This is a genomic window from Lactobacillus sp. PSON, assembly GCF_052615405.1.
Genome location: NZ_JBQXFW010000005.1, coordinates 59,332 through 73,464 on the forward strand (window position 1 = coordinate 59,332; position 14,133 = coordinate 73,464).

The window sequence follows — 14,133 nt, forward strand, 5'->3', positions numbered from 1 at the left end:
CTATGCACGTGGATGAGAATTTAAATAAACATCTAAAATTCTCTTTTGCGATAAATCTCCTTGAAATGCAGCTTTACCAGTATACCCTAAAATTGCCTGAATAACTTGCAAATCCGCTCCATTTTTTAATAAATGTACAGTAAAAGTATATCTAAGCATATTCGGAGTTACATCTTTTTCAATGTTTGCATTTTGACAAGCTCTTTTTATTATTTGCCAAATTGCCTGCCTAGTAATTTTGTTTGCACGATTATTCAAAAATAAATTTTTACTTTTAGACTCTTTTTTATCTATTAGAGGTTGCCGAACTTCATTTTCATACTTTAAAATCCAATTTAAAGCTTTGTCATTAATTGGAACTAACCGAGATTTATTTCCATCATAAACTTGAATCAACTGTAAATCTTTATAAATATCACTAGTTTTTAGATTGACTAATTCACTCGTTTTAATTCCAGTAGCATAAAATAGTTCTAATAATGCTCGATCACGTACTCCTATTTTTTTGCTTGTATCTATCTTTTCTAATAGTTGCCTTATTTCATTTTCAGTTAAAGAAACTTGTTGCTGCGGTTTTCTTTCAGGCGCATCAATTTCAAGCATGGGGTTCAGCTTTTGAATACCTTGTCTTGCAAGCCATTGATAAAATTTGTTTAAAGTCGAAACCATCCTGGCAATTGAGTTAACTGACTTTTTCTGACCTTGTCTTGCTAAAAATGCATTAACAATAATTGCATCAGTTGGCCATGTTGAAATATTTTCAGAGTCTAAATAATTTACAAATTCAAGTAAATCTTGTTTATATGCTAAACAAGTATTAATACTTAAACCTTTTTCTACTTTTACAAATTTTAGGTAACTATCTACTTGATCATTTAACTTATTCATTTTCAGAATTTTCTGGATCATTAATCATTGTAATGGTTCCAGCGTCTTTATCCTCAGTAATAAGATTTGCCTTTAACAAGTGACCAAGTGCACGCTTAAACGCAGATTTAGATATACCAAAATAATTCTTTATGTCTTGAGCATCTGATTTATCATAAAAAGGCAACGTCTTAGTTTCTTTTCTTCTCAAACTCATTAAAATCATTTGCGCATCATCGTCGATTTCTTCAAATGCACGAGGTAAATTACTAAGATTTAAACGTCCATATTGACTAATGCCAATTACACGGCCTTTGAATTGCTCTCCAAGACGTAATTGACGTCCCATTTGAGACTCGTGAACAAAGGCTAAATAATAATCACTAGTAATCACAAAAGCACCAATATCTCGACTAGCATAAACTGTGCCAAAGACATTTTTATTCTTCATATCTTTAGGAAAATTAGCAGCTAATTGTTCAAAAATGTTTTCATCAGCTAATTTTGCCCAAATTCTATCTTTTTCATCAGTTTCAAGTCTTACCAAAAGCTTATCATCTTTTCTTGGCCAGCGATTTTTATCAAATGGAAGATCATCCATGGATAAAACAACATCCTTATCTGGCAAGCCAATATCCACAAATACCCCTAAACCAGGTCGGGTCTCTGTAACTTTTCCCCAACCATATTGATCTGGTTGTGCAAATGGTAAAAATTGCGTCATTTCACGGTCATGATTTTTATTATCATAAATAAAACCTTGAATTTCATCCCCTACTTTTGGTATTTCATCTTGAGTAAGTTCGTGCTTCTTAAGTTCATATGTAATGCCATCAATTTGAACGTAAAATGCGTCCTCATTTTGATCAATAATTTTTCCTTTTTCAATTGTTCCAAGCATAAAAGTTCTCTCCTAATTAAGTTCATTAATAATAGTATAAGAGAAAAAGCAATAAAATAAAATAGTTAGCCCCTTGATAACAAAAAAATAGCTAGTTCCTTAGAACTAGCTATTTTTATTATTTAATTCTATGAATTAAAGATTTGAGATTTCGCCTTGGTAAATAGCACCACGACGAGCATCAACAGTGATAGTTGAACCATCAGCAATCTTTTCAGTTGCATCAGTAGTACCAACAACAACTGGGATTCCTAATGATAAACCAACAACTGCAGCGTGTGAAGTCAAACCTGAAGCTTCAACAACTAAACCAGCAGCCTTCTTAATTGCTGGCATGTAGTCTGGGTCAGTAGTCTTAGCAACTAAGATATCGCCTTCCTTAACCTTGCTGTTTGCTTCTTCTGCTGAAGTTGCAACAACTGCCTTACCAACAACTGAGCCGTTACCAACGCCCAAGCCTTGTGCAAGCTTGTTACCGATAATTTGAAGCTTCATCATGTTAGTAGTACCTGATTCACCAACTGGAACACCAGCAACGATGATTACAAGGTCACCATCCTTAACAAGACCTTCTGCCTTAGCAACTTCTGCAGCCTTTTCAAACATGTCATCAGTTGATGATGGCTTGTCTGCCAATACTGGAGTTACACCCCAAACAACTGCTAATGAGTGTTGAATCTTTTCATCAAAAGTCATAGCAACAATATCAGCGTTTGGACGGTACTTAGAAATCATACGTGCAGTGTAACCTGACTTAGTTGCTGCAATAATAGTCTTAACGCCTAATTCTTGAGCAGTACGTACAACTGATTCACCGATAGCTTCAGTAACGTTTGAACCCTTGTAGTCTTCAAATCTTTGAAGTGCTAAAGTGTTACGCTTAAGCATTTGTTGTTCAGTACGTTCGTCAATTTCAGCCATTGCCTTAACAGCATTAACTGGGTACAAACCATTTGCTGATTCACCTGAAAGCATAGTAGCATCAGTACCATCAAGAACAGCGTTAGCAACGTCAGAAACTTCAGCACGAGTTGGACGTGGGTTTTCTTGCATTGAGTCAAGCATTTGAGTAGCAGTAATAACTGGCTTACCAAGTGCATTAGCTTTTCTAATCAAGTTCTTTTGTACAAATGGAACTTCCATAAATGGAATTTCAACACCCATGTCACCACGAGCAACCATCAAACCATCTGAAACTTGTAAAATCTCGTCAGCGTTATCGATACCTTCTTGTGATTCGATCTTAGGGAAGATCTTAACGTAATCAGCACCTGCTTCTTCACAAAGTTCACGAATATCTAAAATATCTTGAGCCTTACGTGCGAATGAAGCAAAGATGAAGTTGATACCTTCCTTCAAACCAAACTTAATGTCGTTAGTATCCTTTTCAGTGATACCTGGGAGGCGAATTTCAACACCTGGTGCGTTAACACCCTTCTTTGAACCAATTAAACCAGTGTTTTGAGCTTCACAAACAAGTTCTTGATTTGCGTCGTCCTTTTCCTTAATCAAAAGGTCTACTAAACCATCGTCGATTAATACGTGACCACCAACATGAGTATCACCGTACAAGCCCTTGTAAGTTACGTAGATCTTGTCCTTGTTACCCTTCTTAGTGTCATCCATTGAGATACGGATAGTGTCACCAGTGTTAATAGTGAACTTGCCGCCTTCTTGTTCAGTAGTTCTAATTTCAGCACCCTTAGTGTCAAGAGCGATACCAAGTGGTCTACCAAGATTCTTTTCTACTTCACGAACCATGTTCATACGTTCACGGTGTTCATCGTGGTCACCGTGTGAGAAGTTGAAACGGAATACGTTTGCACCAGCTTCAGCTAACTTAGTAATAGTTTCAATATTGTTTGAAGCTGGCCCTAAAGTACTAACAATCTTAGTTTTTTTCTTCATTATAATTAAAATCCTCTCCAAAAATTGACTAATTATTCTTAGTCATTTCTTCATTAACATCTAACAATGTGAAATCGCCTTGGTGCTTACCATCGAAAAGATCAAGGATGTCATGGGTATTAAGCTTACCGCCTTCCATACCAACAGCTAAGCCACCCTTACCTTCAAGAAGTAAGTTAACAGCAAAATTACCCATCTTAGTAGCATTTACTCTATCTTCAACAGTTGGTGAACCACCACGTTGCATATGACCAAGCACATTGCCACGAGCATCAAAGTCGCCGTATTTCAAGAGTTCATCCTTGAATTTATCAGCATCCATGACACCTTCAGCTAATACTACAAGACCATGGTCTTTGCCGTCAGCAAAACCACGCTTAAGAGTTTCTGCAATTTCCTTCATGTCGTAAGGACGTTCAGGAATAACAATTGCATCAGCTCCACTAGCTAATCCAACACGCATAGCAACATCACCACAATCGCGACCCATTACATTAACAATGAATACGCGATGGTGACTACTTGCTGTATCGCGAATCTTATCGATTGCGTCCATGGCAGTGCGACAAGCAGAATCATAACCGATAGTATATTCAGTATAAGGAATATCATTGTCGATAGTTCCTGGAAGACCTACTGAATTAATACCAAGACGAGTCAAAGCTAAGGCACCATGGTATGAACCGTCACCGCCGATAACGATGACAGCATCAATACCATGCTTTCTTAATTGTTCAGCACCCTTTTTTTGCACTTCTTCTTGTGCAAATTCTGGATAACGAGCTGAATATAAGAAAGTTCCGCCTTGGCTAATCTTATGGTCAACATCTTCTGCAGTAAGCGGAATGAAGTCACCGGCAACTAATCCGGCAAAACCATAACGAATGCCAAAGACTTCAAGTCCGTGATGGATTGCAGTCTTGGTAACGGCTCTGATTGCTGCATTCATGCCAGGGGCGTCGCCACCACTGGTTAAAATACCAATCCGTTTCATGAATTCACCTCATCATGATAATTTGTGTAATTTCTCACATCAAGTAAATATTAACATTTTTTTGCCAAAAAATCTCAAAAAAAATGGTTTAATTTGCTGATTTATCAAGGTTTTTTCTTGTTTGCGCTTACAAGTAGCTCTTTAAAAGACATCTATAATTAATAATTATTCTATAAAATGTACTTCACGCAAATTGGTAAGGAGATATTGCTTACGTTGTGGATCAAATTTATCATTTTGAACACGTAAACCTAAGATATATATCTTTCCTTCTTTTAATTTATTTGCTATTTTTTCATATATTTTTGGAAAAATCGTTACATCTTGAGAATTTGTTGTATCTTCAAATACAGCAAATGCCATTGGATCCCCTTTTTTAGTCCTAATTTGCTTTAATCGTGTAAGTCTACCAACACTGATACCAGTTTCATTTGCAAAAAAATGATTTAATGGTCTTGCATTAAATTTTTTCGCATATTTTTGAACAGCAATCAATGGCGATGTTGCAGTAGAAAAACCTAAAACTTCTTCTTCCATTTCAGCTTTTTCATTTGCTGTAGGAATAACACTATCAGCCATTCTAATGCCGCCCAAACTTTCAGATAAAGATAAATTATCACCAGTTAAGCGAATATTTTCAACAATATCCGCACAATTTTCAAGTAACTTATTTCTATTTGGCTCAATTGAATCAAATGCCCCTGCTTTAATCAAAGCCTTAATAGCATCCACTTGTAAAAACTTAGAATCAATTTTTCGTAAAAAATCACTAATATCTTTTATTGGCTTTTTTAATGATACGATTTGATTAACAAAATCATTTCTTAATCCTTTAATTGCTTTTAACCCTACTAAAATTTGTCGATTATCTAAAGTATAGTTAATTGCACTTTTATTAATATCTGGTGGCAAGATTTTAATTCCTGCCTCTTGAGCCTGTGCAATATAATTTTGGGTTTTATTACCTGAACCACCAGAATTTAAAAGTGCAGTAAAGAAAGCATCTGGAAAATGCACCTTTAAATATGCCAGCCAAAATGCTATTTTTGTATAGGCTACAGCATGAGAACGATTAAAGCCATAATTTGCAAACTGTTCAATATAATTATAAACTCGCTCACCAACTTCCTTTGGGTGACCATTTTTTATGACTCCATTTATAAATTTTTGACGCTGCTTATCAATAATTTCTTGTTGCTTTTTAGACATTGCTCGCCGCAATAAATCAGCTTCTCCAAGAGAAAATCCAGCTAAAATTTGAGCAGTCTGCATAACTTGCTCTTGATAAACTAAAATACCATAAGTTGAAGATAAAATCGGCTTCAAACTAGGATCAGGATACCTGATAGGGGCTTTACCTTTTTTACGATTAATAAACAAATCAATATTCTGCATTGGACCCGGTCTATATAAAGCATTGACAGCAACTAAATCTTCAAAATTATCCGGATGAAGTTTAATTAAAACATTTCTAATTCCGTTAGATTCAAATTGAAATACAGCATCGGTATTACCATTTTGAAAAAGTTCAAGAGTTTTACGATCATTAAGTGGAATATTATCAGGATTAATTTTTATTCCTTGACCTCGAATTAGTTCTAACGTATTTCCTAAAATAGTCAAGTTTCTTAAGCCTAAAAAGTCAATCTTCAAAAGACCTAATGCTTCTACATATTTTTTAGTTTGTTGAGTAACTGGTACTTTTAATTGCCCATCTTGAAGCGCAGAAATTCCAGCAATTGAATCATCACTAATTACCAATCCTGCAGCATGAATAGAATAATGTCTCGGTAAATTTTCAATAGCTCGTGCCGTTTGAAAAAGAAGCTTATTTTCAGGAGTGGAATCTACTATAATGCGTAAATCACGCGAATTTTCGTAAGCTTTATTTAAACTTAGTTTTCCTGTTTTAGGAATTGCTCTAGTCCATTTATCAATTTCAACCAAACTGTATCCAAATGCTCTACCAACATCTCGAAGTGCTTGTTTTGCTGCTAAAGTTCCAAAAGTTAATATTTGAGCTGCATGATCCATCCCATATTTTTGATACATATATTTAATGACTTCATCACGGCGATTATCTGGAATATCAAGATCAATGTCAGGCATTTCATGACGAGCTGGATTTAGAAAACGCTCAAACAACAAATTATACTTTATTGGATCGATTTGAGTAATTTTTAATGCGTATGACACCAATGACCCACAAGCCGACCCTCTACCAGGCCCTGTGGTGATATTAACTCTATGACAAAAGTTAATAACATCCCACACAATTAAGAAATAATCATCAAAGCCCATCTCATTAATAATTTTAAGTTCATAATTTAGTTGCTGTTGATATTGCACAGGTATTTTTCGACCCTTAAATTTTTCTTCAAGTCCACTTTGTGCTAGATAATGCAGGTATTCTTTAGAAGATGGAAACTTATTTTGATGATATTTTGGTAAAACTGGCTTTTGAAAAGTAACTTCTGCTGTACACTCTTCGGCCACTTTCCATGTATTTTTAACAGCTTCATCTAACCCAAACTCATGGTACTTTTCGACTAATTCACTAGCATCTAACATAAAATGCGAACCCTTTTGCTTCGACAATGCGACCACGTCTTGAAGTTTATGGTTATTTTTAATCGCTGCTAGAGTTTTCTGTAAAAATTGCTGACGAGGGTATAAATACTGCACATCTTCCACACCCACCATCGATAAATCAAATTGTCTAGCTAAACTGTGCAAGTAATCAATATAATCTTTCTGAGATTTATTGGCATATACTCCTAAATATAGCGAACTACTGGTAGGAATTAATTTTTTTAATTTTCTAATATAATCACTGCCTAAATTTTGATTACTTTGATATAGCATTACTAATTCACTATGAACATTAGCAGGTGTAATTACAACTAGATTTTCTAAATATTTACTTAATTTTTCTAAAGTTAAAATCTTTTTATTATTACCGTTTTCTGTAAGTAAATTAATTGCACTAGAAAGTTTTAAAATATTCTTATATCCTTGGTTATTCTTAGCTAAAACTATCAAATCATATTTTTCATTAGAATCAATTAATCCATTGATTCTTACTTGCATTCCTAAAAGTGGCTTAATTCCAACTTCTTTAGCTAATTCAAAAAAGTCCACTAAACCATAAGTAATATTAATATCAGTTAATCCAACTGCTTCATATCCTTTATTTTTTGCAGTAATTAATAAATCTTTCACCTTGGTGGGGCTCTCTAATAAAGAAAAGCTACTAATATTTTGAATTGCTGCAATTTTCATTTTTATCACCTCTCTTAAGTTAAATCAATTATACCAAATCAAATTATTCAGTTTGAAAAGACGTTCGAATTTTGCTAAAATTCAACTATGAAAGAAGGAAATTAACTATGGGTCGTTTTATCGTAACAGTTATCTGGAGCGTCATTTACATGCTCGTAATCGGCTTCATCGCTGCTCCTTTAACCCAAAGTGTATTCGAACCTAAAGAAGCTCTTTTAATTGGAGTTATTTTTGGTGTTCTTTTTGCACTTATTATTCCAGCAATCACTGCTGGTTCACATAAGGACAAGAGCAAGTATAGCAAGCTTAACAGATAAAAAGCAAAAAAAATAACCAGTAAGCGCTGATTAGTGCTTACTGGTTATTTTTTAATAAAATTTATAATTTTTCTTAGTGTCGACCGTGATTTTATCATGAGTCAAATATTCAGTAAACATTTGAACATAATCCTTATCCAAGGTCATATCAATCTTGTCTACACTATATTCTGGATAAAATCCTCCACCCATAGCTCGATAATTATTAACAGCTAGATAATAAGTTTTATTATCATCAAGAGGTTTTCCATTTAAAGTTAAATTCTGAATTCTTTCCCCTACTGGTTTAGAAATATCTGCTTCATACTCAATTGGATAGAAAACATCAAAATGATATAATTGTGGCTTAGGTGTAATCCAACGATCTAAAAATTTAATTTTTCCATCACTATCTTTTTCTAAAAAGCTAGCACTATGTTCAATAATATGACGTAATTCTTTACCGGTTAACTTTACACGGCATAATTGATTGGCGTATGGATAATTCAATAAAATGTCACGCAAGGTTACCGTTTTATCAAATCCTTTAGCAACTTCACTCATTACTGCAGTCGCAGAAACATCAGCTTTAGTAAACCACAGCTGCATTTGTTGTAAAAGATTAATAAATGGCGCTCCTTCTAAACGTCCTTTCATTGCATTTTCAATTGGTGCAGGCTCACTTAATTGTGCAATCGGCTGATCAAGCCATTTTTGAGTATTTAAGTCTAAATTCTTAACGATGTTAACTACTTTAGGATCTGGCTTATAGTCCTTAGTATCAATTAACTTAGTAGACATTTCTTTGATTTTTTTAGTATCATCATCAATGTCCAAAATCACTTCTGCAACAGCTTCTCCGCGATATCCTGGCTGCACAATAGCTGTATTTTTTGTGACTAAGTTAAGACGACGATGTTGGTGACCAGTAAGCATTACATCGACTTCTGGAATTTCTGTTAAAATCTTATAGCCTTCATTTTCGCCTCTATGAGGTTCAGTAGCTTCTCCTGTAACAGGATCACTTTCAAAACCACCGTGATACATTACAGCTAAAACATCAACTTGTGGGCGTAAAATTTTAGCATAATGCTTTATTTTTTCAAATGCTGAAACAAACTTTAACCCTTCAATATGTTCTTTTGGTTCCCAGTGAGGTACATATTGAGTTGTAATTCCAAGTAATCCTACTTTTACGCCCTGCTTTTCAATAATGACATATTCTCGACCAAATGCTGGTACATTAGTTTCTGCATCAAGAACGTTATCATTAACCATTGGAGCCTTATTGTTATCAATATAATAAGCTAAATAATCAAGTCCAAAATTAAAGTCATGGTTTCCAAGACATCTTGCATCATATCCTACTTCGTTATAAGCATCAGTGAACTTGCTTAATCCCGAATAATCGTCCATTGAATGCGTATAAGAAGCTAGTGGTGAGCCTTGTAAGCAATCTCCCGCATCAGTTACAATTACGTTGTCAGCGCCATATTTAGCTTTCTCTGACTTAATAGCTGAACTCACACGACTTAAACCAATTGGAGCATCATAATTTTCTTTATTTTGATAGTCTGTTGGAAGCATAAAGCCATGTGTATCACTTGAATGTAAAAATACTAATTTCATATCTCAAAAACTTTCTAAAATAATATAATAAAAAAGACACCGACCGGTGTCTTTTTTATTAGTTATTGCCGTTAGCGTTGTTAACAACTTGACGACCCTTGTAATAACCCTTTGGTGAAACACGGTGGCTTAAGCGGTATTCACCAGTAGTTGCATCATAGTGCATTGCTGGTACTGAAAGCTTAATGTGACCACGACGTGAACGTTTCTTTTGCTTTGAAGTATGTCTTGCAGGAACTGCCATTATCTTTGATCTCCTTTATTATAATATTTAAGTCTCAAGCTAATTCAACAGCCTGATTAACTCACGTGATTCAATGATACTATTGAATTGCTAATAAATCAAGGTTAATTAATTTTTCTTATTACTAATTTTTTTATCTTGTCCTAAAAACCAGCCTAATAATACACCGATAATCACCATTACAACAAGCACAATTATCAATGGTAATTTAACTTTAAAAAAGCCAAAATTAATTGCAACCGGATTTGTATTCATCACTACAAAAATCACAGCAATTAAAGCTACAACTAAACTGATAACTAGGTTGATTTGCTTTTTCTTATCCTCCATAAACCTTTAGTCTACTTTCTTGAAGCAAATTCTAAAGAAACTTTATCTCCCAAAGTTGGGAACAAATTATAAAGTCTTGCTAAAATAGCTAAACTAATTGGCAAGTTCAATTCTCGCTTGTCACTGCCGAAATAATGAACTACTTGCCAAGCCACATCATCTGGATCAAGCATAAATTCTTCTACATTTTTAACATAGTTGCCAGTTGAATCTGCAATATTAAAGAAATTAGTATATACAGGTCCTGGATTGACGGTCATAACCTTTATTCCAAATGGCTTAAGTTCTAAACGCAAAACATTTGAAAATTGAATAACCGCAGCTTTTGATGCACTATATGCAGCTGATTTTGTAGTTGGAACTTTTCCAGCAATAGAGCCAAAATTAACAATTTGTCCTGTCTTTTGACTCATCATCACTCTACCTACTAAACGGGTAAAGTACATTAAACCTAAAACATTTACCTGGAACATATTGGTAGCGTCTTGAATATCGCTTTCCATAAAATTCTCAAACTTGCCATATCCAGCACAGTTAACTAAGTAATCAATGTGCTTAACAACCCTCGTCATTTTATTAAAAGTGTCGCCAATTTCATCAGCCTTACTCATATCAGTTGGAAAAACATAAGCATCTGCACCCGACAATTCACGAGCTTCTGCAGCAATTTCTTCTAAACGGTCTTTTCTTCTTGCAATTAAAATTACAGTTGCTCCGCGACCTGCACTTTCTAACGCAATAGAACGACCAATACCACTGGAAGCTCCTGTTACAACAACTACTTTATTTCTTAATGAATCACTCATCAGTCTGTAGCACCTTTCATTGGAATTATAATATTATCAAAATCATTCACTAACTTAGTATTAGGGAAAACTTCTTTGGCTTGTTTTTCCAAAGCCTTCGCCTTTGCTCCTAAATACCTAGCAGAAATATGATCTAAACACAATTCTTTTACTCCATTATCGCGCGCAATTGTCGCAGCTTCAACTGCTGTTGAATGATAATATGAATGAGCCAATTTTGCTTCATGACCTGCAAAGGTGGATTCATGCACTAATACATCCGCATTTTTAGCTAGTTTGGCAATTGTTGGAGTCGATCTTGTATCATAAATTACAGTTATAATTCTACCAGGTCTATTAGGACCAAGAAAGTCCTTACCATCTAAAATTGTGCCATCGTTTAAAACAACTTGTTCTCCATTTTTCAATTTACCTAATAATGGACCATTAGGTACATTATATTGAGCTAACTTGTCCATTAATAACTCTCCAGGACGAGAATCTTCAACCACTCTATAACCAAAACTTGGCACACGATGATCTAATTTATCAGTATAAACTTTAAATCCTTGTCCATTATAAATTAATCCTCCTTCTTTAAGTTCTACAAACTTAATTGGATATGATACCTTTGTTCGTGAAACTCGTAAGGAAGTCTTTATAAATTGTTCTAAACCGGGTGGTCCATAAATTGTAATTGGACCTACATCCCCTTGAAAAGAGCGCGTTGCAAGCAAACCTGGCAAACCAAAAATATGATCTCCGTGATTATGAGAAATAAAAATTTTGGTAATTTTTCTTAAACGAATATTTGTCCGTAAAATTTGATGCTGAGTTGCTTCCCCTACATCAAAAAGCCAAATTTCATTTAATTCATCTAAAAGTTTTAGCGCTAAGCTTGACACATTTCTTTGCTTCGAGGGCTGTCCAGCCCCTGTTCCTAAAAATTGTAATTCCATGTATTTCCTATTCTAAAATTTTGAATGTTTAACTATTGTTTTAACAATAAAACTACTGTAATATTTTGAGCCTTTAGGAGTTGGGTGAGTATGGTCATCATAAAACCAATTAGGGTGATTTTTAGAATATCCATACCAATCAATCACAGTTAAATTGTGATATTTTTTTGCAGCTTGTTTTAATAAATTATTAACTTGACCTTGCCACTGTCTAGTCGGTACATGAGTATTTATCCAAAAGACATGACGTTTTTGCCCCACTTGATGTATTAAGCGATCTACATCTCCCATTGAAAATGGTCCATTAGTGCCAAGTCCAATCAAAACATTGTCAGCTAAAACACCCTCACTTTTATATTTATCTAATAATCCAAACGCAACATTTAGCTGTCTTGATACAGCTGCATCAATTAATGCCTTGGGCATGAGTTGTTTTAAATCATCACTTGAACCAGCCATTACTGAATCACCAATTGCTGTAATTTGGATATTTTGAGCCAATTGTAAATCTAGTTGTGAAATTCCATATTTAACAAAAGATTTATTAACTGGATGTTTTTTTGCGGCTGCTTTGGCTTCTTTAATAACATTCGAAGCACTAGTTTTTACTTTTTTCCGCTTCTTCAATTTCGCAATTAACTGTTTATTTTCTTTTTCTTGTTCTTGTTTATTAGCAGCAATTCTTTTTGCTAATTGACTTTTATTGAAGTCTACTGCTTTAGCATGAGGAGATACTAAAATCCCAATTGAACCAAATAAAAATACTATTGTTGCTAAAATTGCCTTAGTTCTTTTAATATAATCTTTTTCTTGATTGTCAATTACCTGTAAGAAAAATTCCTTTGTCTTTTGCCAAGTAATCTTACCCATTGGTTTTTCTATTAATCTATATGTTATTTCACTTAAAATTAAAATTAAACTAACTTCAATCACATGATATAAAAATACATGGTCAGCTAAGTTAGTAACCTTATCTTCGAAAAAGATCATTACTGGAAATTGATATAGATAAATTCCATAACTTCTTGATCCAATCCAATTAAATACTGGATTAGTTAACCATTTGTTCCAGTGACTTCCTGGATGAGCAATTACTCCAACTAAAGTAGTAGTAAAAAATGTAAACAAAAACATCCCACCACAATATACAAATGCAGATTGAGCTTCGACTTGTTTACTAAAGAACATTGCGAGCATTACCACTAAACTTGTAAATCCAATTAAGTCTAACAATTTAGTATCAGTCTTACTGATATTGGCCCGTAAGTTTTCTATTGGCCATATAACTGCTAAAGCAGCTCCTAGTCCTAATGCAAAAAAGCGTGTATCAGTCCCGTAATAGATTCTATTAATATCGGTACCTTTTAAATATAAAATAGCCATTTCTACTGCTGAAGCAATTGACAAGCCAAACAATATCCAAAAAACTCGTTTACGTTTTTTAGCAAATTTAACTAATAAAAAAATTACAATAGGCCAAATTATATAAAATTGTCCTTCAATCGACATAGTCCACAAATGTGTAAAGGGAGATTCATTAGCAGCAAAACGTTCAAAATAACTTTGTCCATTTGAAATTTGCCAGAAATTATACACATTCAATAAATTAGCTGCCACTATCTGATTTAATTTTGCCAAAAGATTTCTTTGAAACAAAAATATATAAGCAGAACATAACCACAAAAGAGTAATCATTTGTGGATATAATTTTTTAACTCGAGCTAAATAAAAATGCTTATTATTATACTTTCCTGTATGCTTATATGATTTAAGCATATGATCTGTTACAAGATATCCTGACAAAACAAAAAAGATCGGCACACCAAGATACCCGCCAATAAAGGTGTTAGGATCTAGGTGATAAAGAATGACCCCAATAACTGCTAACGCTCTAAGTCCAGAATATCCTGTAATAAACCGATTTTTTGTCATATTTTT

At 34.0% G+C, this 14,133-nt stretch carries 12 protein-coding genes; 1 reads left to right on the plus strand and 11 read right to left on the minus strand.

Features of this window, described 5'->3' with window-relative positions; genetic code table 11:
* The 5 genes from ACTHPI_RS04225 to ACTHPI_RS04245 form a co-directional block, all read right to left on the minus strand.
* Positions 1-888, minus strand: coding sequence for a tyrosine-type recombinase/integrase (locus ACTHPI_RS04225; protein WP_445352933.1), 888 nt, complete (start codon positions 886-888; stop codon positions 1-3).
* Positions 881-1,768 (minus strand): CvfB family protein, encoded by an 888-nt coding sequence (locus tag ACTHPI_RS04230; RefSeq protein WP_445352934.1) that lies wholly within the window; start codon positions 1,766-1,768, stop codon positions 881-883. The genes ACTHPI_RS04225 and ACTHPI_RS04230 overlap by 8 nt, the downstream gene beginning before the upstream one ends.
* A gap of 135 nt (positions 1,769-1,903) precedes the next feature.
* Positions 1,904-3,676 (minus strand): pyruvate kinase, encoded by a 1,773-nt coding sequence (pyk, locus tag ACTHPI_RS04235; RefSeq protein WP_445352935.1) that lies wholly within the window; start codon positions 3,674-3,676, stop codon positions 1,904-1,906.
* Between the two features lie 28 nt (positions 3,677-3,704).
* On the minus strand, positions 3,705-4,670 hold the full coding sequence (gene pfkA, locus ACTHPI_RS04240; protein ID WP_144355210.1) for a 6-phosphofructokinase: 966 nt from the start codon (positions 4,668-4,670) through the stop codon (positions 3,705-3,707).
* A 165-nt stretch (positions 4,671-4,835) separates the two neighbouring features.
* A complete protein-coding gene (locus tag ACTHPI_RS04245) occupies positions 4,836-7,952 on the minus strand; it encodes a DNA polymerase III subunit alpha (RefSeq protein WP_445352936.1) in 3,117 nt (1,038 codons plus the stop codon).
* 107 nt (positions 7,953-8,059) lie between these two features.
* On the opposite strand from ACTHPI_RS04245, the gene ACTHPI_RS04250 reads away from it, so the two are divergent.
* The gene (locus tag ACTHPI_RS04250; protein ID WP_445352937.1) at positions 8,060-8,269 is read left to right on the plus strand and encodes a YjzD family protein; all 210 of its coding nucleotides are present in this window, start codon (positions 8,060-8,062) and stop codon (positions 8,267-8,269) included.
* Positions 8,270-8,320: 51 nt separating this feature from the next.
* On the opposite strand, the gene ACTHPI_RS04255 is transcribed toward ACTHPI_RS04250, so the two are convergent.
* The 6 genes from ACTHPI_RS04255 to ACTHPI_RS04280 form a co-directional block, all read right to left on the minus strand.
* On the minus strand, positions 8,321-9,877 hold the full coding sequence (locus ACTHPI_RS04255) for a bifunctional metallophosphatase/5'-nucleotidase (RefSeq protein WP_445352938.1): 1,557 nt from the start codon (positions 9,875-9,877) through the stop codon (positions 8,321-8,323).
* 58 nt (positions 9,878-9,935) lie between these two features.
* Positions 9,936-10,121, minus strand: coding sequence for a 50S ribosomal protein L32 (gene rpmF, locus ACTHPI_RS04260; protein ID WP_144355206.1), 186 nt, complete (start codon positions 10,119-10,121; stop codon positions 9,936-9,938).
* A gap of 108 nt (positions 10,122-10,229) precedes the next feature.
* Positions 10,230-10,451, minus strand: a complete 222-nt coding sequence (locus ACTHPI_RS04265) for a lipopolysaccharide assembly protein LapA domain-containing protein (protein WP_445352939.1) — start codon at positions 10,449-10,451, stop codon at positions 10,230-10,232.
* A gap of 11 nt (positions 10,452-10,462) precedes the next feature.
* On the minus strand, positions 10,463-11,257 hold the full coding sequence (locus ACTHPI_RS04270) for an SDR family NAD(P)-dependent oxidoreductase (RefSeq protein WP_445352940.1): 795 nt from the start codon (positions 11,255-11,257) through the stop codon (positions 10,463-10,465).
* On the minus strand, positions 11,257-12,195 hold the full coding sequence (rnz, locus tag ACTHPI_RS04275; RefSeq protein WP_445352941.1) for a ribonuclease Z: 939 nt from the start codon (positions 12,193-12,195) through the stop codon (positions 11,257-11,259). Before rnz ends, ACTHPI_RS04270 begins: the two co-directional genes overlap by 1 nt.
* A gap of 12 nt (positions 12,196-12,207) precedes the next feature.
* Positions 12,208-14,127, minus strand: coding sequence for an acyltransferase family protein (locus tag ACTHPI_RS04280; RefSeq protein WP_445352942.1), 1,920 nt, complete (start codon positions 14,125-14,127; stop codon positions 12,208-12,210).
* Between the last annotated feature and the right edge of the window lie 6 nt (positions 14,128-14,133).

What these genes read in the sequence shown, in the direction of transcription:
- ACTHPI_RS04225 (WP_445352933.1), bottom strand. Translation starts at nt 888, where the DNA reads ATGAATAAGTTAAATGATCAAGTAGATAGTTACCTAAAATTTGTAAAA.
- ACTHPI_RS04250 (WP_445352937.1), top strand. Translation starts at nt 8,060, where the DNA reads ATGGGTCGTTTTATCGTAACAGTTATCTGGAGCGTCATTTACATGCTC.
- ACTHPI_RS04265 (WP_445352939.1), bottom strand. Translation starts at nt 10,451, where the DNA reads ATGGAGGATAAGAAAAAGCAAATCAACCTAGTTATCAGTTTAGTTGTA.
- rnz (WP_445352941.1), bottom strand. Translation starts at nt 12,195, where the DNA reads ATGGAATTACAATTTTTAGGAACAGGGGCTGGACAGCCCTCGAAGCAA.
- ACTHPI_RS04280 (WP_445352942.1), bottom strand. Translation starts at nt 14,127, where the DNA reads ATGACAAAAAATCGGTTTATTACAGGATATTCTGGACTTAGAGCGTTA.
- rpmF (WP_144355206.1), bottom strand. Translation starts at nt 10,121, where the DNA reads ATGGCAGTTCCTGCAAGACATACTTCAAAGCAAAAGAAACGTTCACGT.
- pyk (WP_445352935.1), bottom strand. Translation starts at nt 3,676, where the DNA reads ATGAAGAAAAAAACTAAGATTGTTAGTACTTTAGGGCCAGCTTCAAAC.
- ACTHPI_RS04255 (WP_445352938.1), bottom strand. Translation starts at nt 9,877, where the DNA reads ATGAAATTAGTATTTTTACATTCAAGTGATACACATGGCTTTATGCTT.
- ACTHPI_RS04230 (WP_445352934.1), bottom strand. Translation starts at nt 1,768, where the DNA reads ATGCTTGGAACAATTGAAAAAGGAAAAATTATTGATCAAAATGAGGAC.
- ACTHPI_RS04245 (WP_445352936.1), bottom strand. Translation starts at nt 7,952, where the DNA reads ATGAAAATTGCAGCAATTCAAAATATTAGTAGCTTTTCTTTATTAGAG.
- pfkA (WP_144355210.1), bottom strand. Translation starts at nt 4,670, where the DNA reads ATGAAACGGATTGGTATTTTAACCAGTGGTGGCGACGCCCCTGGCATG.
- ACTHPI_RS04270 (WP_445352940.1), bottom strand. Translation starts at nt 11,257, where the DNA reads ATGAGTGATTCATTAAGAAATAAAGTAGTTGTTGTAACAGGAGCTTCC.